The 20,346-nt window shown below is 70.1% G+C and carries 21 protein-coding genes and 1 tRNA gene; 14 read left to right on the forward strand and 8 right to left on the reverse strand.

Annotated features, from left to right (window positions below):
• Nucleotides 1–54 precede the first annotated feature (54 nt).
• The 3 genes from V1460_RS17635 to V1460_RS17645 all read right to left on the reverse strand — a co-directional run bounded on the left by V1460_RS17635 (nucleotide 55) and on the right by V1460_RS17645 (nucleotide 3,573).
• Nucleotides 55–2,412: a transposase gene (locus V1460_RS17635; RefSeq protein ID WP_338674629.1), complete on the reverse strand. Its 2,358-nt coding sequence runs from the start codon at nucleotides 2,410–2,412 to the stop codon at nucleotides 55–57.
• Nucleotides 2,413–2,430: 18 nt separating this feature from the next.
• Entirely contained in the window at nucleotides 2,431–3,186 is a 756-nt protein-coding gene (locus tag V1460_RS17640; RefSeq protein WP_338674630.1) for a TnsA-like heteromeric transposase endonuclease subunit, read from the reverse strand.
• 252 nt (nucleotides 3,187–3,438) lie between these two features.
• Nucleotides 3,439–3,573: a hypothetical protein gene (locus V1460_RS17645; RefSeq protein ID WP_338674631.1), complete on the reverse strand. Its 135-nt coding sequence runs from the start codon at nucleotides 3,571–3,573 to the stop codon at nucleotides 3,439–3,441.
• 168 nt (nucleotides 3,574–3,741) lie between these two features.
• Here V1460_RS17645 and V1460_RS17650 point away from each other — a divergent pair, with 168 nt between their 5' ends.
• Both V1460_RS17650 and V1460_RS17655 read left to right on the forward strand, forming a co-directional pair.
• The gene (locus V1460_RS17650; RefSeq protein WP_338674632.1) at nucleotides 3,742–4,707 is read left to right on the forward strand and encodes a hypothetical protein; all 966 of its coding nucleotides are present in this window, start codon (nucleotides 3,742–3,744) and stop codon (nucleotides 4,705–4,707) included.
• 67 nt (nucleotides 4,708–4,774) lie between these two features.
• A complete protein-coding gene (locus V1460_RS17655) occupies nucleotides 4,775–5,680 on the forward strand; it encodes a hypothetical protein (protein WP_338674633.1) in 906 nt (301 codons plus the stop codon).
• 14 nt (nucleotides 5,681–5,694) lie between these two features.
• Here the strand turns inward: V1460_RS17655 and V1460_RS17660 are convergent, their stop codons facing one another.
• Entirely contained in the window at nucleotides 5,695–6,486 is a 792-nt protein-coding gene (locus tag V1460_RS17660) for an IS630 family transposase (RefSeq protein WP_338672555.1), read from the reverse strand.
• Nucleotides 6,375–6,815 (reverse strand): helix-turn-helix domain-containing protein, encoded by a 441-nt coding sequence (locus tag V1460_RS17665; protein ID WP_198602818.1) that lies wholly within the window; start codon nucleotides 6,813–6,815, stop codon nucleotides 6,375–6,377. The genes V1460_RS17660 and V1460_RS17665 overlap by 112 nt, the downstream gene beginning before the upstream one ends.
• A gap of 189 nt (nucleotides 6,816–7,004) precedes the next feature.
• Here V1460_RS17665 and V1460_RS17670 point away from each other — a divergent pair, with 189 nt between their 5' ends.
• From V1460_RS17670 to V1460_RS17685, 4 genes are all read left to right on the forward strand, one after another.
• Nucleotides 7,005–7,694: an aminoglycoside phosphotransferase family protein gene (locus V1460_RS17670; protein ID WP_338674634.1), complete on the forward strand. Its 690-nt coding sequence runs from the start codon at nucleotides 7,005–7,007 to the stop codon at nucleotides 7,692–7,694.
• A gap of 51 nt (nucleotides 7,695–7,745) precedes the next feature.
• A complete protein-coding gene (locus tag V1460_RS17675) occupies nucleotides 7,746–8,828 on the forward strand; it encodes an IS630 family transposase (RefSeq protein WP_338678081.1) in 1,083 nt (360 codons plus the stop codon).
• Between the two features lie 22 nt (nucleotides 8,829–8,850).
• Nucleotides 8,851–9,879 (forward strand): ImmA/IrrE family metallo-endopeptidase, encoded by a 1,029-nt coding sequence (locus V1460_RS17680; protein WP_338674635.1) that lies wholly within the window; start codon nucleotides 8,851–8,853, stop codon nucleotides 9,877–9,879.
• Between the two features lie 143 nt (nucleotides 9,880–10,022).
• The gene (locus V1460_RS17685) at nucleotides 10,023–10,304 is read left to right on the forward strand and encodes a DUF3892 domain-containing protein (RefSeq protein ID WP_266469265.1); all 282 of its coding nucleotides are present in this window, start codon (nucleotides 10,023–10,025) and stop codon (nucleotides 10,302–10,304) included.
• A 98-nt stretch (nucleotides 10,305–10,402) separates the two neighbouring features.
• Here V1460_RS17685 and V1460_RS17690 read toward each other — a convergent pair whose 3' ends face one another.
• A complete protein-coding gene (locus tag V1460_RS17690) occupies nucleotides 10,403–11,473 on the reverse strand; it encodes a hypothetical protein (RefSeq protein WP_338674636.1) in 1,071 nt (356 codons plus the stop codon).
• A gap of 190 nt (nucleotides 11,474–11,663) precedes the next feature.
• On the opposite strand from V1460_RS17690, the gene V1460_RS17695 reads away from it, so the two are divergent.
• The 7 genes from V1460_RS17695 (at nucleotide 11,664) to V1460_RS17725 (ending at nucleotide 18,013) form a co-directional block, all read left to right on the forward strand.
• Complete coding sequence (locus V1460_RS17695) at nucleotides 11,664–11,927, forward strand: helix-turn-helix transcriptional regulator (RefSeq protein WP_230193441.1); 264 nt, start codon at nucleotides 11,664–11,666, stop codon at nucleotides 11,925–11,927.
• 169 nt (nucleotides 11,928–12,096) lie between these two features.
• Nucleotides 12,097–12,948 (forward strand): DUF6083 domain-containing protein, encoded by an 852-nt coding sequence (locus V1460_RS17700; protein ID WP_338674637.1) that lies wholly within the window; start codon nucleotides 12,097–12,099, stop codon nucleotides 12,946–12,948.
• On the forward strand, nucleotides 12,945–13,427 hold the full coding sequence (locus tag V1460_RS17705; RefSeq protein WP_338674638.1) for a hypothetical protein: 483 nt from the start codon (nucleotides 12,945–12,947) through the stop codon (nucleotides 13,425–13,427). Before V1460_RS17700 ends, V1460_RS17705 begins: the two co-directional genes overlap by 4 nt.
• Nucleotides 13,424–14,959 (forward strand): UvrD-helicase domain-containing protein, encoded by a 1,536-nt coding sequence (locus tag V1460_RS17710; RefSeq protein WP_338678082.1) that lies wholly within the window; start codon nucleotides 13,424–13,426, stop codon nucleotides 14,957–14,959. The genes V1460_RS17705 and V1460_RS17710 overlap by 4 nt, the downstream gene beginning before the upstream one ends.
• A 640-nt stretch (nucleotides 14,960–15,599) precedes the next feature.
• Nucleotides 15,600–15,887 (forward strand): helix-turn-helix domain-containing protein, encoded by a 288-nt coding sequence (locus tag V1460_RS17715; RefSeq protein ID WP_338674639.1) that lies wholly within the window; start codon nucleotides 15,600–15,602, stop codon nucleotides 15,885–15,887.
• Nucleotides 15,884–17,437, forward strand: coding sequence for a helix-turn-helix transcriptional regulator (locus V1460_RS17720; RefSeq protein ID WP_338674640.1), 1,554 nt, complete (start codon nucleotides 15,884–15,886; stop codon nucleotides 17,435–17,437). The genes V1460_RS17715 and V1460_RS17720 overlap by 4 nt, the downstream gene beginning before the upstream one ends.
• A complete protein-coding gene (locus V1460_RS17725; protein WP_189867209.1) occupies nucleotides 17,438–18,013 on the forward strand; it encodes a transcriptional regulator in 576 nt (191 codons plus the stop codon). It abuts the gene before it with no gap.
• Nucleotides 18,014–18,081: 68 nt separating this feature from the next.
• Here the strand turns inward: V1460_RS17725 and V1460_RS17730 are convergent, their stop codons facing one another.
• Nucleotides 18,082–18,846 carry a hypothetical protein gene (locus V1460_RS17730; RefSeq protein WP_338674641.1) on the reverse strand — a complete coding sequence of 255 codons (765 nt, stop codon included), beginning with the start codon at nucleotides 18,844–18,846 and terminating at the stop codon, nucleotides 18,082–18,084.
• A 190-nt stretch (nucleotides 18,847–19,036) separates the two neighbouring features.
• Here V1460_RS17730 and V1460_RS17735 point away from each other — a divergent pair.
• Nucleotides 19,037–19,110: transfer RNA gene (locus V1460_RS17735), tRNA-Met, on the forward strand.
• Between the two features lie 56 nt (nucleotides 19,111–19,166).
• On the opposite strand, the gene V1460_RS17740 is transcribed toward V1460_RS17735, so the two are convergent.
• Nucleotides 19,167–20,204, reverse strand: coding sequence for a TniQ family protein (locus V1460_RS17740; RefSeq protein WP_338674642.1), 1,038 nt, complete (start codon nucleotides 20,202–20,204; stop codon nucleotides 19,167–19,169).
• Nucleotides 20,205–20,346: the final 142 nt, after the last annotated feature.

The following is a 20,346-nucleotide window of genomic DNA, read 5'->3' on the forward strand; positions in this document are numbered from 1 at the left end:
CCACACGGGGGCCGGACTGCGGCTGCGTCGTTCACGGCCCTTGCCCCAGGTCGCCTACACATCCCATACGTCGTTCTCGGCCTCGTCATCGTCCGGATCGGGGTCGTCGAGGAGCTCTGCGTCGACGACCTCGTCTGCAGATGCCGGTGCTTCGGCTGTGAGGGCCTGCGGCCCGCTGCCGTCGCCGTCATCGGGGAAGAGCGCTGCGAGCGGATGCGGAGCCCGCCCGTTGTCCGAAGTCGGCCCCACGTCGTCGCTGCCCACGGGCAGCGACGACGTGGCGGGTGCAGAGGGGGGTGCCATGGGGGAGATGGGCAGTGCCGGGTAGGGCCGCAGGGTCGACAGGTCGAACTCCTCCAGACCCGCGTACGGGTCCTGGGACGGCTGCTCCGTCTCCAACTCCAGACCCTGGAAAGGCGGTTCGGCCCCGGCGCGCTTCGGTGGCGGCCTGCGACTGCGACGACGCCGGTCGCGCTGCGCCAGGGACAGGGCGATCGCCTCCTCGTCCTGCTTGCTGCCGCCGGCCGCCTGGTGCCGCTCGGCGTGCTCCTGCCACATGTCCGCGGTCCACGGGTCGTGCAGCAGGTGCCGGAGCCGGAAATCGCAGGTCACCCAGGTGTCGGCCGTGTGGTCGTACAACCACACCCGCTCGGGACGGTAGGGGTTGAAGCGGCATTCCCACTGCTTCTCCCGGCCGGGCAGCTTTGAGTCACCACGCAGGAGGATCTCGCGGTAGTGCCCGGCGTCCTGCGCGATGGGCTGATAGGTCCGATAGTCGATCATGAAGCCGCCCTTGCCGGGGATGACCCACTGCCGCAGCAGGAAGAAGCGGTTCTGGGCGGGGGAGAGCGGCACCGCCCGGTAGCCGCTGCGGGCCACCTGGACCGCGTACATCTCGTTGGGCGACAGCACGACGCCTGGCCGGAACGGGTCGCGCAGCCCCGCGTCGGGGGTCTGCTGGTACTCCAGCGCCACCCACTCCTGGGCCATCTGCTGGAGCTCGGCGATCGTGTACAGCGGCATGCGGTCGATGCCGCGGCCGCGTTTCTTGTGGCTGCGGCCCTGCCAGCCGTGCGTGACGTGCTGACTGAAGCGGTGCGCGAGGGTGACGAAGAAGTGCTCGGGGAGCGGCTTGTCGGTCGGGGTCTTCTTGCGCGCCGGGCGGCGGGCGATGCGCAGCCGGTCGCAGACCTCGGTGAAGTGCTCGCTCACATAGGGGCTGCCCTGGTCGTAGATGATCAGCTCGGGGCGGATGACCGGGCGGGCGGCGGTGGCCTCGGTGAACCGCTCGTCCGCCGCCCTAAGCGCCCCGAACGGCAGACTGGAGGCGGCGGCCGCACTGAGCGGGTCCCAGCCGGGCATCACCGGCCAGGGTGCGAGAGCCTGGGCCAGCATCAGGGTCAAGTCGATCGCCCGGGTCGCCTGGCCCGCCTGCCCGCTCTCGGCGTCCCGGGGACGGCTGGGCGTGATCATCAGCGCGCACGCGCTGTGGTTGGCCACATCGATGAGCGTGGTCAGCTCCGTGGCGGTGGGCCGGCCGTCGTTGCCGCGGGCCAGAATTCGCAGCGGCGTGGTGTCTGCCTGGGTCACCTGTCCCGGCCGCAGCACGACCTCGCGCCCGCCATGGGGCAGCGGCGGGGTGGAGGCCAGAGCGGCCCGGGCCCGTGTCGGCTGGCCCAGGGCATCGGCCAGGCCGGACTCCTTCATCCGCAGGTAGAAGGTGGAACGGGAGGGCAGCAGAGCCGCCACGGCAGCCGAGCCGAGTTCCTCGGCGTACCGCGAGTGCAGCAGGTCCTCGACTTCCTCGCGGATCACGTCGATGGTCACGTCCGACGCGTGTGCGCGCCGGGCCACCACCTCCTGCATGGCGGTCAGACACCGCGGGTCGGTGAAGCCCCCCGGCCGTTTGTCCCGCGGCCCGGGCAGCAGGACGACCGGGTTCTCCCCGGCCGCTTTCCACTTGCGCCGCTTGTCGGCGAGGGTGTGGGGGGAGCAGCGGACGCCGTCGGCGGCCAGCCGCGCCGACATTGCGGCGCACCGCTGGGCCAGCGTCGTGCCCGGCCCGAATCCCCGCGCATGCTCACTCCTGCCCGGCGCCAGACCGGTGTCGATCTCCACCATGCGCGCCTGCCACAGCGCGGCCTCCTCCTCCCGGCCCTCCTGCCGCCCCCACCCGCCAAGGGCCGCACCGTCCGCGGCCGGTGCCCCACTGCCGCTGACGACGGCGAAGTCCTCCGCGCCCACCAGCCACCGGTACGACACCGCCCGGGGCACCTCCTGGCCGCCGTCCTGCGGCATCAGCGTGACCTGCGCCCCCTGCCACGCCACTACCTCCCACTCGCGCCCCTGCCAGCGCACCCCCGCTCCGATGGACAGCGACCCCGCAAGCCGACCCTCACCCGATCCCGCCATGCGCCCCCTTCCGGTCCTTCAGGCCGTCCAGGCCACGGCGTCGGGCAACAGCGGCCGCGCGATATCGAACAGCAGCCGCCGCTGCCACAGCATCCGGTATGCGAGGTCCAGACCCGTCAGCTTGTCCAGCCCGCTCGCCGCCACCCCCGCCCGCAGCCCCGTCGGCTCCCTGAACGCCTCCAGCAACGCCCGCCCCTGGCCTTCCTCGTCGTCTACGGGGAACCGGTAGCCGGCCAGCCACCCCAGATTGCGTCCATGTAGCCCCGACGGCTCGCGCACCTGCCGCACCCGCCACCCGGCCGCCTGGGCCACCTCCTCAAGCACCTGAAGCCTTGCCACGGGCAGGCTTTCCTGACCGGACGGCTTCAGCACCAGCACCTCACGCACGCCGTCGGCCGTGCGCGCCAGGAAATCCGGGCGCCACCGGCGAAGACGACCCCCCGCCCGCCACCGCAGTTCCACCGGTCCGGCACTGAACGCCGCCCAGGCCGACTCGAAGTCCAGCTCCACCGCGAGCCGCCACTGCCGCAGACTTCCGCACACCACGGTCTGCTCTCGGGTCGCCACCGGCCAGTAGGTGATGATGCCCTTGCGGCCCCGGTAGGGCACCGGCTCGCTCACCGGCCCGAACTCCTCCAGAGCCACTCCCCGAAGCCCGGACGCACCGCACGAGTGCACCGGCCCGTACGGCTCGCGGTACAGAGCCACGACACCCTGCCCGGTTCCTGGTACCGCCTCGCTGTCCAGAAGGTCGCAGGCGCGCACCGTTCTCACCCCGGCCACCTCTTGTCGCGCCGCAGCACGGTCTCGCACTCCTGCCCGGCCGCCAGTCCCAGTTCCTGACCGGGTGCCAGCCGACGCCCGAATCCGCCTGCCGCCGTCGGCCTCCGTACCGGCAGCGGCCGACGAGAGCCGGATCGCCAGTCTTCCGCCACCTGTTCACCCATCCCTGGCCCCTTCGGGGCGATGACCGCTGCCGCAGCAGCCCGGCATCCCATGCTGTGCTGCTTCCGCGCTACGAGAACTTCACCGCCCGCTGGATCCACCTGAAAGGGTGAACAAGCTGGCGATAAGGCAGGACGTCGGGTACTGGCCGCCCGCGTCCTGCGTGCCGGTCTGGCCGTTGAACTCGCTTGCCAGGAAGCCGGCTTCGCTCTCCAAGAGGTCTCCTGCGCTGATCGCTCCGGGGGAAAGAGCGAAGAAGCCCCTTGCGAACGAAAGCACCTGCGGTTCCGGTCCAGGGCGTGTTGCCTGGTGTGACTGAGAAGGCAGGTGTATGCAGGCAGGCAGCCTGGTTCACGCGGTCCAGGCGGGTCGGGGGGTGAACCGGTGACGGGTGGAGCGTACGAAGAGCTGTCGCAGACGGGCGAGCCCGGGCCGAAGACGCTGGAACTGCTGCTGCGCATGGTCCACCAGGTGCGCCGTGCGTCGGGGTTTCCCCCGCCCGAGGGATACACGCAGTGGAGCGACGACGCGGTCTACGACGTGATCACGGCCATGTTGACCCGCGAGGGCTCAGGCCAGAAGTTCGTCACCGCCTGCTTCGCGCTGGCCATCAGCGATGCCACGCTGGAGCGGCTGTTCCTCGCGTCGATCAAGAACTTCCTGATCGATGAGGCGAAGAAGACCCCGCGGGGCAAACTGCGCCGCCGCATCGCCCGGCTGATGAGCGAGGACACGTCCTTCCGCCGCAGGCCGGGCTCCCCGCCGAGGTGGGCACTGAGCGGCCTGCCCGAGGACGCGGTGTGGCAGGGCGACCTCGACGATCTCATCGCCGAGGCCACACGCGTGGACGGTGTCGGGATCACCCGCTGGAATCACTCCGGGCCCACACCCCGCAAAACGGTCCAAGCCCTCATGACCGTTCTCACGCGGGTCCTTGGACACGCTCAGGGGGCGGTGCGGGAGGAAGACCTCGCCAAGGTCCTCGAGTCACGGTTCGAGCTGTTGGCCCCGGCCCGCTTCACCACGCTCTTCGCCGACGACGGGACGCTCGTCGATCCGGCCGAAACCGGCACGGCGGCGGCCCCTGCCGACTCCACGGGCGTCAGCGGCAACGCCGAAGACATCTGGCAGCGGCTGACGGCCAACGAGCGCCTGCTGCTGCCCTACCTGGACGAAGACGTCCATCATGCCGCGCAGCTGCTGGAGATCGGACAGGCCCAGGCCGGGGCTGTTCTGGCAGGGCTGAAGACAACGCTCCGCCTTGCCCTGTCCGAGGACAGTGACCGGGAAGCAGTCATGCGAGCACTGCTACGACGCTGTGAGGATCCGCCCCCTGAGCCGCCCCTGTGACGTCGTCCGTATCCAGTGAGAAGAGAATGCGCAGATGGACCACAGCCGAGGAGAGGGGGGAGACACGATGAACCCTGCCCAGAGCAGCGCCTACGAGCGGCTGGTAGCTGCTGCGGCGGGACTGAAAGTGCCCGACGCCGTCCGAGAGGTCGCCACTGCGCCCCCTCGAGATCCTGAGCCCAGCCAGATCTGGAGAGCGGTCTGGGAAGACACCATCCAACTGCAGGTGATCACAGCAGTCGCAGACGACACGGTGCAGGCTGTTCCGGTCTCCTTCGAACGCTACGCCGACACGGACACGCTGCTGCTGCCCGCTGGCGCCTCCACACTGGAGCAGCCGCTGGCCCTGTGGTGGGGACTGCAACTGCCCCTGCCCTGGTACGTGCTGGACCGTCAGGTCAGCCAGTTGACCGTGCCGCTGCCCGCCTCCACGGGCCCGGCACTCCCGCACGAAGTGCCGCCGGGCGCGACATGGGGGAGCACCGCGCCGCACCCCACGGCCGCGGCGGCGGAGTACCGGGGCGTCCTGGCCGACAGCCTCGCCGAACTGAGCGCTGCGCAGTGGGTGCCACAGGGATCGGGAGCCCTGCCCGAACTGCTGCAGCGGCGGGGCATCACCATCAAACAGCTGGCCTCACAACTGAATCTGCAGCCCCCCCACGCCCTGGAGGTGTGGCGGGGACAGGCCCCCCTCACACCCGAGCAGGCAGAAGACCTCGCCACAGCGCTCGGCCTCGGCGCCGACAAAGTCCTGGCGGCCAATCCGGCCCTGCCCGCCCCCGTGATCCACGAGCTCAGCCGCCCCTCGCGCCGCCCCCAGGTACGCGCCCTCGCCACCCGCACCGCGACGAGCGAACCCGACGCCCGCCGCCGTGCCGCCTTCGGCATCTACGCCCTGGCGGCACGCCAGGAAGGCAGCACCACCGACTGGAGTGCGAGAACGGACCGCTACTTCGAACTCCATCTGCACTAGTAGATTGTCGCGGCTTAGTTTTGCTGTGTGGTTGGGTAGAGGTGGCGTAGTTTCACGCGTGCGTCGTCGGTGGTGAAGTGCCAGTCGACTTGGCGCTGGTTGCTGTTGGTGTGCTGCTGCCAGGCGGCGAGTTCGGTGTTGAGCACGGTGAGGTCGTCGATGCGGCGGTCCAGGCACTGGCGGGTGAGCGCGGAGAGCTCGATCTCGGCGATGTTGAGCCAGGACCCGTGTTTGGGGGTGTGGTGGATTTCCAGGCGCTGGGCCAGCGCGAAGGCTTTCCCCGGGTCGAACGCCTCGTAGAGCGAGGCGGTGGTGTGGGTGTTGAGGTTGTCCATCACCAGCACGACCGTGGCGGCGTCGGGATAGTCCACGGTCAGCAGGTGTTCGACCTGGTGCGCCCAGTCGACCTTGGTCCGGCGGGGCTGGGCATCCACGCGTCGCCATCCGCGCAGCGGTTCAACCCAGCAGAAGATCGAGCAGGTCCCCGAGCGGACGTACTCGTTGTCCTCGCGGCGGTCACGGCCGGGCCGCGGGGGAAGCGGATCGCGGACGTGGCCGAGCAGCTGGTACGGCTTCTCGTCCATGCACACCACCGGACGCGCCGGGTCATAGGGCCGGGCATAGACGGCCAGCACGTCTTCCATCCGGGCCGCGAACTGCGCGTTCGCTCGTGGCGGGATGGTCCAGCACTTCTTCAGGTGAGGACGCAGTTCCGTTTTTTTAAAACCCGGCCGATCGTGGAGTGGTCCAGGTTCGGGATGTCCTCGATCAGCGCCACGTGCCTCTCCAGCAGGCGCAGCGACCACCGGGCATGGCCCTTGGGCGGTGTCGAGCAGGCCAGCGCGATCAGCCTCGCCTCGACCTCACCGGTCACCGGGGAGGGCACCGGGGGGCAGGCGCGTTCCTTCCGGCCGACCGTGGCCCACACATCGCCGCCGGTCTCCGCGTACCGCTTCGAGACCAGCCGGACCGACTCGCACGACACCCCGACCCGGTCCGCGATCACCGCCCGCGGATCGACCTCGCCGACCGACGTATCCAGCGCGAGCAACACCCGCGCCCGTCTGATCATCGACGCGCTGCGGACTCCCGTCGTGGTCACCCGCACCAACGCCTGACGATCCTCAGCACTCAAGGCAACCGGATACTTCTTTTGTGACGACATGGCACCCCCGCCCGGCCGAAGTGAAGCGACGAGGGGAGACTGCCCGACCGTCAACTCCACCAATCAGAGCCATACTTAGGTGCGACAATCTACTAGTGCCGCGTCAGGCATTGTTCGCCCTGTTGGCGAGGGTTGGGCCGTCAATGCAGACTGCACCGCATGGAGTTGATCGCGCGGGGCCGGGATGCTGATGTGTATGCCCTGGATGAGTCCAGGGTGCTGCGGCGGTACCGGCACGGGGGGCCCACCGGTCTGGAGTCACGCTTGATGACGCACCTTGCGGCATGTGGGTATCCGGTGCCGCGGGTGTATGAGATCACCGAAACGGACATGGTTCTGGAGCGGCTGGCCGGGCCGACGATGCTGGATGTCCTGGCCCGGCGTCCGTGGCGGGTGGGATCTCTCGGCCGGGAGCTGGGCCGCCTGCACGATCGGCTGCATGCGCTGCCGGCGCCGGAGTGGCTGCCCAGGCGGTTCGGCACGGCGGATGGTGACCGGGTGCTGCATCTGGACCTGCATCCAGGGAACGTCATTCTGACCCGGCGGGGACCGGTGGTGATCGACTGGTGCAATGCGGGCGCTGGTGATCCGGCTGCCGATGTGGCGATGACCATCGTGACCGTGGGCAGTGCGGAGGTGCCGGGTTTCGCCGCCCGCCTGGGGCGGGGGCTGTTGCTGCACGGTATCCGCAGCGGTTGCCGGACCGATCCGGCCGGACGGATGCAGGAGGTGGTCCGGGTGAAGCTGGATGACCCGAATCTGACGCCCGCGGAGTCGGCGTGGTTGCGGCGGCATGCCGGTGTCGGCGATGGACCGGGTGTGGGCTGCACGGATCGGTCAGGCTGCTGATCTGTGGAGCGGGTGCGGGTACGCGAGATCGATGATGACGAGGGCAGGCGGCTGCTGCGGATCATCCGCCGGGGCACCGGGTCGGTGGTGACCTGGCGGCGGGCCCAGATGGTTCTGCTGTCCGCGCAGGGCATGCCGGTGGTGAAGATCGCCGAGGTGTCGTTCACCAGCGCGGACCGGGTCCGGGATGTGATCCACAACTTCAACGTCGACGGCTTCGAGTCGCTGTATCCGAAGTACAAGGGCGGCCGTCCGAAGACGTTCACGCTGCCCGAGCGGCGCGAGATCAAGAAGATCGCGAAGTCGAAGCCGACAGAGCACGACCTGCCGTTCTCGACCTGGAGCCTGACCAAGCTGGCGGACTTCCTGGTAGCCGAGGGGGTGGTCGACGACATCAGCCACGAGGGACTGCGCATCCTGCTCCGCGAGGAAGGCGTCTCCTTTCAACGTCTGAAGACCTGGAAAACCTCCCGCGATCCGGACTACGCGGCCAAGAAGGCCCGGGTCGAGCACCTCTACGCGATCGCCGACGGCGAGGTCATACCCGACAAGGGCGAGCCCGAAGTCGTCTTCTGCATGGATGAGTTCGGGCCGCTCAACCTGATGCCCCACCCCGGCCGGCAATGGACCGAGCGCGGCGGGAAGCACAAGAACCCCGACCGCGAACCACGCCGCAGGCGGCGGGCGACCTACAACCGCTACGGCGGAGTACGGCACCTGTTCGCCGCCCTGGATCTGACCAAGGACAAGCTCTACGGCCACATCAAGCTGGTCAAAAAGCGGACCCAGTTCCTGGAGTTCTGCCGCTACCTGCGCAGCCTCTATCCGCCCGAGGTCCGCATCGCGATCGTGTGTGACAACTACTCGCCACACCTCACCACGAAGCGGTGCCGCCGGGTCGCGGACTGGGCCGAGGCGAACAACGTCGAGATCGCCTACACCCCGACGAACAGCTCCTGGCTCAACCGCATCGAAGCCCAGTTCACCGCCCTGCGCTACTTCACCCTCGACGGCACCGACCATGCCGACCACAAGGAACAGGGCAGCATGATCCGCCGCTACATCATCTGGCGAAACCGCCACGCCGGCGACCGGCGCCTACGCGCCGTCGTCGACAGGGCGAACGTTGCCTGACACGGCACTAGCGAGGTCAGCTGTGGTCAACTACGTACTCGCAGCCACTGCACGTCACCAGGCCACCGCGATGCTGGCGGAACTGGAGACGCACACCCCGGGCGCAGCGCAGCGCCTGGCGCGCTCGGCCTTCACCGAACTGCAGACCTGGCCGGAGCTGACCGTCGACCTCGTCCCCGAAAGCCAGGCCGGTTCCCGCTGCAGTGTGGCAGGCGCCTACGACGTCGGGCCGCCTGCGCGGATCTCCGTCGCCGAGGCGGCCAGTCCCGCCCGCCGGGACTTCACCGCCCTGCACGAGCTGGGCCACCACCTCCAGAAGAACAGCTTCGACCTGATGACGGCCTTCGAGAGCCAGTCCGACGGCGGCCTGCAGCTGGAGGACGCGGCCTGCGACGCCTTCGCCGCCGAGATCCTGCTGCCCACCCCGCTCGTCGACCACCACCTGGATGCCACCGGCCCCACCGCTGACACGGTCGCCGACCTGTGGCGGGCGGGAGCCGCCTCCCGCATGGCCGTATGCGTGCGCGCCGTCCAGCATCTGCCCGCACCCGGACACATCCTCCTGCTCGATAACGGCGGCCGAGTAGCCTTCGCCGCCTCCCACGGCCTGCCGCCCCTGCGCCGAGGAAGCTTCCAGGGCGACATCCCGGTCATCGACCGGGCCCGCGCCTCCGGCCGCGGACGCGCGCAAGGGCGCACCCAAGTCCGCTACCGCGACGGCATCCTGGGACGGGAACTGCACGCGCAGACCGCGCCGATGGGCAGCTACCTGGTCGCCGTCCTCGTCACCGACTCCGCCCCCTGGCGCCGCTTCACGCCCCCCACCAAGGACACCGGCCCCCAGGCAGGCGACTACCTCTGCGCACACTGCGACGAGGAGTACCGCTCCTTCGATCCCGCCTGCTCCGCCTGCCGCGTCCCCCACTGCCCCGAGTGCGGCCGCTGCGCATGCACACCGCGCGTGAACGAACGCCTGTGCCCGGGATGCTTCATCAAGCATCCGCCCGCGATGTTCGCCGACGGCAGCGACCGCTGCCTCGACTGCTCCTGACACCCCGCCAGCCCCTCCAGGACACTCCCATTGCGCTACCCGCGAGTTACGTCGTCCGTCCCAGGCGAAGCACCCCGCACCGGGGTGACGGGTCCCGGCGCCGGCTCCGGAACCCCGTCGGGCAAGGCCGGCAGAAGAGAACCATGGCCATCCAGATCACCGCGGTACGCCTGTCCGGCGGCACCATGCACGAGCACATCACCCACCTGTGGTGGACCAACCCGGCGGACGGCAAGACCGGCGACAACACCCGGGCGCAGATCGTCACCTGGATCGAAGACAAGAAGGGCCAGGCCTACACGAGCGATGCGGGCGGCCACCGGGCGGAGGTCGTCGTGGTGACCCCGCCGCGCGGCGAGAAGTACCTGCAGACCCGCGCCGACGGCCGGTTGACCAACAACCTCCTGGCCCTTCCCCGCCGCTGAGCACTCCCGCCCTGGGGCGGCAGGAGAGGGCCGGCCGGGCCGCTGCTGGGGCGCACTGCCCCAGCAGCGGCCCGGGCTTCCGAAGAACTTACGGGCCGTCACGCACTGTTTTTCGGCTGCCGTGAGAAGGCTTCGGTTCGTGCGGCATCTTCGCCGGGCGGAGAGTGTGCGGGCAGCTCCCACCGGACCTCGCCGCTGTCGTGATGATGGTGCCAGGCGGTCACGAGGCGGGCGCGGACCAGTTGGTCGAGGAGGTCCTCCAGTTGCTGAGGCGGCTGTCCGCACTGGCGGGTGAGGTCATCGAGCTCGCCACCGCCCGCCCCGGAAGCGCTGTGGGCGGCTAGGGCGAGCGCGGTCAGCCGCAGAGCAGAGGACAGGGCGGGCGGAAGGGCCAGCGGGGTGGGGCGCAGGGCCCATTGGGCGGCGCGGACGCGCGCGGTGCGTCCGGGGGCCTGCTGGAGGACGGCGGCGTCGAGCAGCTGCCCCTGGACGGGAGAACATTTGCGTCCCGATCGGTGCAGCCAGCCGGCGTCCTCCAGTTCGAGCCACAGCTCTGCACGGCCGTGCAGCCGCATGCCGCGCAGGAACCCGTGGGGCAGTCGGATCTGCCCGTGGTGATCGGCGCGAAGCGCGCACTGCAGGGCGAGCAGCCGGGCGGCGGGGGAGGAGAAGCGGGGCAGCGCTGTGGCGAGGTAGGTGAGCATTTCGCGTACGCGCTGCTGTTCTGCCGGGCCGAACACAGGCACGGTGCGCGCAGAGCGGGGCGTGCCGGGAGTGAGCTGGGCGTGACCGGTGCCGAGCAGGGTGGGCGGTACGACGGCGGTGTGGCTCATCGCCGCCGCGCAGGCGGCGCAGGCATCGGCCAGCCGCCATGCGCGCCCGCTGCGGTCGCAGGTCAGGGCGAGCAGGACGGGCCCCGCGCAGCCGCGGTGGCGGGGGTGCCAGTGGCAGCCTCTTGTCCGGCACTGGCAGGTGCGCAGATGCCCGGGCAGCGCGTCGGCGCGGGCATGGCGGGCCAGATGGGTGAGGGCGGCCGAGCGGGCGGAGGCGGCCGGCAGGACGGGGCTGTGTGCGCAGCGGGGACAGGTCAGGGCCGGCCCGCCCGTCTGCGGGCGCAGGTGCACCGTCCAGATGCGCTGCACCGTGGCGTGTGTGCTGGCAAGCCGCATCGGCTCGTTGTTCCTCCGTTCTGGTCCGCGTCGGCCTCGCGCGGTGGCCTCCCGGACGTACGCGGGAGCCGCCCGCACCGTAGTGCAGATCCCTGCACTCGCGCAGGGCGGGCATCCGGTGCGCCCACCTGCACTGATAGTGCAGAAATCCTCACTGACAGGGCAGGTGTCTGCACCGTCGGATGGTGGGGTGACGATCTTGCCGCCCGACCCTGACCGCGATGCCCTGCGTGTGACGCTGGCGCGGCTGAGGAACGCGCGTGAGTGGACCTTCGACGAACTTGCCGGCCGCAGCGGCCTGGCCCGGCGCACGCTGATCGACCTCGAACACGGCCGAGCCGCCGGCACGGTCACCACCTGGCACGCCCTCGCGCACGCCTTCGACGTCCCCATCGAGCACCTGCTCGGCCCGCTCTGCGACAACCACACCCCGCCCGGATCCAAGGGGGCCTGACCTCCGCCGCGCCAGGCCTGGCGCGCGGCGTAAATCACCCGGACCGGCGAACACGTGCAGAACGCGCGTGCGGTGCATCGTGCTGGCGTTCAGTATCGCTGGGCCGCGCGGGGGACTGTCCGCCGGCCTGCCCCGCTCCTGGGGCGTGTCGCTTGGCACGGTCCTCTCTATGCGCCCCAACTCCGCCCCCACTGGCTGCCACTGGGACGGCGGCCCCCGCACGGTGCCGGTACGCCGTCCGCTGCGAGTGGCCGCCACCAGCCCCAGCCATCTGCTGCGCGCCGGTCAGAGCGGCCGCTGCCGTCGCTGCGGCAACCGCATCGACTTCTACCAGCGCGCCGACGGGCGGCCCATCGCCCTGCATCCCGCCGAACTGACCGCCGCTCACGTCCCCGGCTCCTGCCGCTGGCACCTGAGCTCCGGCATCGCCCACCCGCACGGCGACGGCAGTGCATGGTGCCGCATCCCGCACGCTGTGCTCTGCCCACAGCGCACGCTCACCTGCCGGATCGGCCCGCCTCTGGAGTCGGTGCGCCGCCAACTCGCTGTCCGAACCCGCCGTCTGATCGACACCGGCGCCTTCACCCCCACGCTTCCCCCCGCCAGTGCGGCGCCCGCCGACACCGACCGCCCCGCCCGGCCGGTCGTGCGGATGCTGCTGGGTTGCTACCTCGCCGAGGGCCCTGTGGAGGCCATCCGCTGCGTAGCCCAGACGAACCACCGCCACCGTTGCCTCCGCCCCGTCCTGGCCCCGGACAGCCCGGCTGGAGCCTGGAGACTGCTGTCCATCGGCCCTCGACGCGGCCAACTCGTCCTGCCCGCACAGACGATGGCTGTCTACGACCTCAGCTGGCTGCCTCACGCCGAGCAGCGACGCTGGCGTATCCAGCGGTGCCCCGCACACGCCGTCACCCACGGTGCCGCCGACCTGACGCTGGCCGGATGGCAGGTCTTCGATCCCCTCCGGCACGCAGCGCACATCCGCACCCGTCTCCCGCACGACCCCGGAGGCGCGGCATGACGATGGCGCACCACGCCCTGGAGATCGCTCTGACCCGATCCCTCACCGCGACCGAACTCCATCACGCCGCCCGCACGATGCCGCTCGCCGCCAACCACGACGCCACCCGGCTCATGACCGTCGTACGCGCCAAGACCCCGGGAAAGGCCCTCACCCGACTGCGCCGCCGGATCGGCACACGGCTGCCCATCGACGTCATCACCACGCACTACCCCGACCGAAGCGGCAAGATCCTCCTCAACGTGGCCTTCCCGAGCGCCGCACACACCGCTATCGCGGCGGCGGCCGACCGCGCAGCACAGACCCCTCAACGCTTCGTGGAGCTGGCCCTTCACCGGGCCCTGGCCCAGCACGCCAGCGATGAGGCCGACCGCCTCGACCGTGCTTTGCAGCAGCTGCTCGCCCACACCACCCCCGCCCATCTCGTCGCGGCCGTCGGACACGCCCTGACCCGCACTTCCGGAGCCGCGCCGTGCTGAAGCCGACCGACGAACAGGCCGCCGCGGCCGACGCCTTCCACGCCGGCGATCACCTGGCCCTGCAAGCCGGCGCGGGTACCGGCAAGACCACCACGCTGGCCCAGCTCGCCCACGCCACGCGGCGCCGCGGCCGCTACCTCGCCTACAACCGGGCCATCGCACAGGACGCCACTGCCCGCTTCCCCCGAAGCGTCCTGTGCAAGACCGCCCACGCCCTGGCCTACGCCGCCGTCGGCCACCGCTACACCCACCGTCTCAACGCCCCCCGCCGCCCCGCCTGGCAGACCGGGCAGGCCCTCGGCATCACCAAAGCCATTCGGATTGGCGAACGCGACCTGTCACAAAGAACGCTCTCCAACGCCGCTCTGCGCACGGTGGCCCGCTTCTGCCACAGCGCCGACCCTGTCATCACCCGCCACCACGTCCCACGCCTACGCGGGCTTGAAGACCGCGGCCTGCACGCCGAACTCGCCGCCCACATTGTGCCCTTCGCCAGCAAGGCATGGAACGACCTCCAGCACCCCGGCGACGGCGCGGTCCGCTTCGACCACGACCACTACCTGAAAATCTGGTCCCTCACGGCCCCGAAAATCGACACCGACTTCCTCCTCCTCGACGAGGCCCAGGACACCAACCCCGTCGTCGAACAGATCTTCCTCAACCAGCGCAGCCACGCCCAGCTCGTCATGGTCGGCGACTCCGCCCAGGCCATCTACCACTGGCGCGGCGCCAAGGACGTCATGACCGGCTTCGACGGCACCAAACTCGCCCTGTCGAAGTCCTTCCGCTTCGGCCCTCAGCTCGCCGAGGAGGCCAACCGCTGGCTGGCCATCGCGGACGCCCCGATCCGCCTCACCGGCAGCGAGAGCGTGCCCACCGACCTCGGCCCTGTCACCCGGCCCGACGCCGTGCTGTGCCGCACCAACGTCGGTGCCATGGCCCAGGTCATGGACCTCCTGGCCGCTGGGTACCGGGTGGCCCTGGTCGGGGGCGGAGACAGCCTGCGCGCCCTGGCCCTGGCCGCCCGTGACCTGAAGGAAGGTCGCCGCACCACCCACCCCGAACTCGTTCTGTTCACCGCCTGGGGCGACCTGCAGGACTACGCCGCCCACGACCCGGCCGGACGTGACCTGCAGCCGCTGGTCGACCTTGTGGACACCCACGGCACCGACGCCATCCTGGCTGCCGTCGCCCAGCTCGCCCCCGAAAACCAGGCAGAGGTGACCGTCTCGACCGCCCACAAGGCCAAAGGCCGCGAATGGGCCCGCGTGAAGATCGCCGACGACTTCACCCCGCCCCCGGACAGCGACCAGCAGGACGACACCGGCTGCGCTCTCCCAGGCCCTATCGACGACGGTGAAGCCCGCCTCGCCTACGTGGCCGTCACCCGCACGCGCAGGTGCCTCGACCTCGGCGGTCTGTCCTGGATCAACCAGCATCCCGACGGCGGTGGCGTATCAGGCGGCCCCGCGCCGGTTCCTGGTCCTCTCCCGGAGGCGTTGACGCCCCGATGTGTCGCACAGCTCCGGTAGGCATTTCGCTCCCCGGCCCATACCCACTGCCCGGTGTCGACGAAGCCCAGCGTGGCGAGATGGCGCGCGGCGTCGAAGCCGTCCGCTGTCCACAGACGGCCCCGGGCAGGCTCTTGAAGTCATGGACATCAGTTCGCCGGGTATCGCCCGGAACAGCAGGAAGATGCCGCGTTGCGAGCGTCACGATGCCTTCCTCCACCCGGAAGAGCGGTCCGAGTTGGCCGCACGATTCCCGGCCGGTCACCAGGCGCAGATGACGTTCCTTCTGGCCTGCTATGCCGGAAACGCTTCTGTGGTCGCTGCGCTCTTGGGCACCCGGGCGCGTACGGTGCACCGTCACTGCCGCAGGTGGCCGCCACCGCCCATGCCTCGGCTGCGCCGGGCCATGCGCCGCCGTGTCCTGGATCTCGTGTGCCCGCGGTGCCTGTCCGATCGTGCGGTGGAAGAGGCGCGCCGGGCGAAACGGGAAGCCCGGCGCGCGGCCCGCTTGCTTCCGCGTGATCGGGGTGGCCTGGATCGCTGACACCCACGTGCCCGAGAACCTTGAGCTCTCCCAGGAAACTGAAAGCTTTCCTGCATTATTAGTAGTGAAAAGCTGACTAAAATGCGAAAGTTGCATCAGATCGGGTAGGCTGGAGGTATGGGACTGGCCTTGGAGGAGTCGTTGCGGCTGACGGTGGCCGCATTGATGCAGGTGACGGGCGACTCGCAGCGGTCGGTTGCGGGGGTGCTGGGACTGACGCAGACGCAGGTCTCGCGCCGGCAGTCGGGTGCCGTTTCATGGAGTCTGCGCGACGTCGACGTCCTGGCCGCGCACTACGGCATCAGTGCGCTGGACCTGCTGGCGGGTCCGACCAGAGCGTGCGAGGTGCTGCCCGCCGACCGGCGCCGTTCCGCCCGGGCCGAGACGAAGGGGACAGGCCGGTGAGCGACTTCGACGCGATCGACTCGCTGCTCGACGCCGTCGGCCCGCAGGCCGAACTCCCGCCCTGCCGGGTGCGCCGCGAGCTGCGGGAGCGGGCCCGGCTGTCCAAGGCGCAGGTGGCACGCGCGCTCGGCGTGAGCCCGTCCACCCTCAGCGGGTGGGAGAGCGGCCGCGACCCGGCCGGTGAGGTCCGCACCAAATACGCCTACCTGCTAGACGGACTGAAAGCCAAGCTCGCCACCGCCACCGAGAACACGGCGATGCCGGCTGAGGAGCAGCCCGTGGCGTCGGACACTGCTGCGGCGGCCGTCGCCTCTTCGTCTTCGACGGAACTCGGCCAGGACGAGGACGAGGTGGAGCTGCTCGCCGTGCCCGAGTCGTGTGTGCTGTGCGGTCGTCCGGCCAAACAGCGTGTGGCCGGGTTTGCTCAGCATCTGGACCCCTCCGGCTGTCAGGCAACCCCTGCACAAACCCCGAAGGTCTCGCCCACCGCGCCATCTGCCCGGGCTCAAATGCCGCGTACAGCACGCCCGCCCCGCCCGTCCGGCGGGAAAGATGCGGCCCCGCGCGGACGGGCGTTCCAGGAGCCGTCCGGGCCGGGCGACGTGATCCACGAAGCGGTTCGCGCCGCGCTGGCCGAGCACCAGGGCGATATCGAAGCCGCGAGCACCGCCCTGCTAAAGCGGGCCATCCCGGACGCGATGCGCCTGTTGGACGAGACCCGCAAGGGCGCCCGCTACGACGTGATCGCCCACCCCTGGATCCCCGACATCCTCAAGAAGCAGACCTCCAAGGGCGCCGACCAGATCTGGGAGGCGCGCCCCAAATGGACCCGCACCGCCCTCCCGCCCGGTCGGCACGAGGTGACCGCGCTCGACATCAACGGCGCCTACCTCTCGGCCCTCAAGACCCACCTCCCGCTCGGCCAGCTGGAACACTCCACGGGCTTTGCCCACGACCGGCGCCGCGCCGGAGTCCACCTGATCACCCCGCCCACCTGGGAGCACGACGCGGTGCTGCCCAACCCGATCGGCCAGCGCGACGAACCAGGCCCCCTGTGGGTCACCGAGCCGACCCTGCGCCTGCTGCTGCGCCTGTCCGGCCCGAAGTACCGCCTGTGCGAGCCGCCCGAGGTCCACGAGTCGTACACCTCGGGAGCCACCGAGAACCTCCTGGAGAAGTTCCGGATCGCCCTCAAGGACGCCCGTGACACCGCGATCGCTGACGGCGACGGGCTGACGTTTGAGTACGTGAAGGCGATGTACTCCAAGTTCGTCTCCACGATGGGGGAGTCGAACTACAACCGGGAGCTCTACCGCCCGGACTGGATGCACATCATTCGCTCCCAGGCCTTCGCCAACCTCTGGATGAAGGCGCTCAAGGCCCACGACGCGGGACTGACGGTCGTACGGGCGATGGGCACCGACGAACTCCACGTCATCGGAGACTGGCGTCGTGTCCTCCCTGAAGGCCGCGGTGTTACCGAGGTCAAGGTCAAGGACACGTACACCGCCGGAACCGATGCCGAAGCCGGCACGGGGGAGAAGCAGTAGATGCCGGAGAAGAACATCGACTTCGGGAAGTTTGGTGCGAGCGGGATCAAGGGCAGCGAAGCCGTCGCCCGCCAGCTCGACTGGCTCGCCGCTCACATCGCCACCCCGGTGACCGCCAGGCGTGGCCTGATGGCACGCCTGCACTACCTGACGACATCGGACAGGGCCTGGCAGGCGGCCAAGGACGCCGGACTGACCGTGAGCGACCGGACGCTGAAGGCATGGCTGGAGGGCACCCGCCGTCCCTCGAAGGCCAACCTGGAACGCATCGACGCCGCCTACCGGGCGGTGCGGCGCCGCAACGTCGCCCGCCACCTCATCGCCCGCCTCAACCGCGAGGGTCGCGGCACTCGCGTGGAGATCCACCCCCTCGACCAGTCCGGCGTGGCGCGCCAGCTCCAGCGGGTGGTGGCTCACCGGACGATGAACGTGCGCCGCTGGGACAAGATCGTCGCGTCCTGGGCGGCCGGTGACCACCAGGGCCTGGACGACGCCTGGACCGCCGATGTCCTGCCCGATCTCGGCTCCCAGTGGGGCCAGTACGAGTACGTCAAAAACATCGGCTTCGCCGCGTAGACGCTGCCCATCTCTCGGGCCAGGGGGAGGGATGCCGGACACTCCACCGGGGTGACCGGAGCGGTCAATCAAGCGGTGGGCAGGCCCGGAAGCCGGTCGTAGGCGGGATCGCCGGGGAAGACGACGGACTCGATGTGCTGCGGCGGGATCGCGTTGCGGTAGAGGACGTCGGCGTTGGCAGGGGCGTAGCCGATGGCCTTGCCGACGAAGGTGTGCACCACCGATTTGAAGACGAGGTGCCTGCCGGGACTGGCGAGATCCACGTAGGCGGTGACCAGCGTGGGCCGGCCCAGGCTGCGCAGTCTCTGAGCAAGACCGGCAGGGTCGTCGCAGTGCTGCCAGTAGATCGCCTCGCCGCCCCAGAAGGACAGCAGCCGCCACGCCCCGCCGATGTCGTGAGAGGTGGCCTCGGCCGAGAGGGTCAGGCAGACCTGGCCCTCTCGATCGCCCATCCTCTGCCTCCCCGGGGCGACCATGCTCTGGGAGCGCAGTACCTCCCGCTCAGCGGCGGTCAGATAGCCCCGCTCATGGGCCTGATCCAGGCGGTCATCAACGAGAGCGGCATCCAGGGGTCGCAGGCCATGGGCACGAATCGCATCGGCCTCATGGTCGAGCAGCCTGGTGCAGTGCTGCGCCCGCAGAAGGTGGCCGCGGAGCAGGTCGAGGACCTGCGCCTCCCTGTCCTCCAACTCCAAGTCGACGTACAACTCCGGCTCGTCCAGTTCGGCTTCGTGGGCGATCTTGTAGATGAGATCTGCCAGCGGCCGGGGCCACGTGGCGGGGTCGTCCACGTCCACGACGGGCCGACTGGTGGCGGCGTGAGCCAGTGTCATGGCGGGCCAGTATTCCACTGCCGGACCAACAGGCTCCGGACCGGGAAATGGGTCACGGCCAGCGCGCCGGACGCCGCACCTACGGCCAGGTCAGGCCGACCTCGAGGATCAGAAAGATCCGCAACCGTACGGCCCCGGCCCATAATGGTCTTCACCGCCTGCCGCCATGGCGAACGGTGGTGTTCACCGACGCGGGGTGGAGCAGCTCGGTAGCTCGCTGGGCTCATAACCCAGAGGTCGCAGGTTCAAATCCTGTCCCCGCTACTACAAGGTGGAGGGCTCACAACCGTATGGTTGTGAGCCCTCCGCTTTTATGACGCCTACATGTCGGCAGCCGCCATGCCCAACTGCCAGGTCAGGCACGAGCGTCGGCTGACCGGACCGGTCCGGGACGCGATCCGGCTGTGCCCCGCCCCAAGCACCAGCCCGTTTCGGCCCGCCGTACCGGACGGCGCGGGCACCCCCCTACGGTGACGCCCCAGCCACATCAGCAGCGCCTGACGCCCTTCAACCACGTCCACCCCCCACCCGGCCATCAACTGCTCCACGCCCGCAAGCCATCGGGACCGGTCCGCCGTATCCCGCCGCCCCGCGGATTCGAAGTCCACCATGGCGTGCGCGAGTTCCACGGCCTCCGGATAGATCACCAGCGGGGCCGCCCGCATCTCCCAGGCGTCCAGTCCAGCCGTCCAGGCCCGCCGAACCCAGCAGACGGTGTCCGGCATCCGCGTCCACCAGTACACCGCCACCTGGAAGGCATCGGCGAACAACTCCTCGCCAGCCGGCCCCCACCGTTCGGCCAGCTGCTGCCGCACCTGGTGCGCCGTCACCGTCTCGGGCAGCTCGGCCAGCTGCACGAAGTCCGGACCACGGCCGCGGGAGTCGTCCGACCAGTAACCGTGCCGCAGACAGACCTGCCAGCTGTCCGGCGACATCAGCCACACCGTCTTGCCGACACCCAGGGCATCAGCGCACGGCGGGCAGTACCGCACGAGGTGCCCCGCCACGGGCTCCCAGCGCCACCACCACTGCGCCGCCTCTTTGCCTGGCAGCAGGTGCTCCGCGCCCAGGCTGGGCAGATCCTGCTGCAGAAGACCAGCCGCACGGTCAGCAAGGACAGCCAGATAGCGCAGCCCCGCCTCGTTCACGTACATCTCGGTGGACTGCGGGTACTTCTCCACCCGCTCGGTGTACGCGGATGCCTCGCCCTGTCCGACGCGGTCGAGGAACGCCGCCAGGCTCAGGCCGTTGGCGTGCGCGAGCCGGTTCACGAACGACCCCGTCGACTCACCCGGCACCGGCCGCACACGCAGCGGCAGCGGCCGGCGAGGCCCGTACAGACCGGGATCGTCCAACACCGCTGCCCTTCCGCCGAAGCCGTCACCACGGGTCACCGTGACGGGCCCGCCAGCAGGCGGTCAAGAGCACCGACACTCGTTCAGGTGAACCCAGGCGAACGCCCTGCCACGGCCTCGCACACTCCTTCCACCCTGTGAACCA

The sequence above is a fragment of the Streptomyces sp. SCSIO 30461 genome, assembly GCF_037023745.1.
Taxonomy (GTDB): domain Bacteria; phylum Actinomycetota; class Actinomycetes; order Streptomycetales; family Streptomycetaceae; genus Streptomyces.

Bases quoted from the DNA above. Each gene is read 5' to 3' on its own strand.
- V1460_RS17690 (WP_338674636.1), bottom strand. From the start codon at position 11,473: ATGCGGCTTGCCAGCACACACGCCACGGTGCAGCGCATCTGGACGGTG.
- V1460_RS17700 (WP_338674637.1), top strand. From the start codon at position 12,097: ATGCGCCCCAACTCCGCCCCCACTGGCTGCCACTGGGACGGCGGCCCC.
- V1460_RS17670 (WP_338674634.1), top strand. From the start codon at position 7,005: ATGGAGTTGATCGCGCGGGGCCGGGATGCTGATGTGTATGCCCTGGAT.
- V1460_RS17685 (WP_266469265.1), top strand. From the start codon at position 10,023: ATGGCCATCCAGATCACCGCGGTACGCCTGTCCGGCGGCACCATGCAC.
- V1460_RS17655 (WP_338674633.1), top strand. From the start codon at position 4,775: ATGAACCCTGCCCAGAGCAGCGCCTACGAGCGGCTGGTAGCTGCTGCG.
- V1460_RS17635 (WP_338674629.1), bottom strand. From the start codon at position 2,412: ATGGCGGGATCGGGTGAGGGTCGGCTTGCGGGGTCGCTGTCCATCGGA.
- V1460_RS17730 (WP_338674641.1), bottom strand. From the start codon at position 18,846: ATGACACTGGCTCACGCCGCCACCAGTCGGCCCGTCGTGGACGTGGAC.
- V1460_RS17705 (WP_338674638.1), top strand. From the start codon at position 12,945: ATGACGATGGCGCACCACGCCCTGGAGATCGCTCTGACCCGATCCCTC.
- V1460_RS17725 (WP_189867209.1), top strand. From the start codon at position 17,438: ATGCCGGAGAAGAACATCGACTTCGGGAAGTTTGGTGCGAGCGGGATC.
- V1460_RS17715 (WP_338674639.1), top strand. From the start codon at position 15,600: ATGGGACTGGCCTTGGAGGAGTCGTTGCGGCTGACGGTGGCCGCATTG.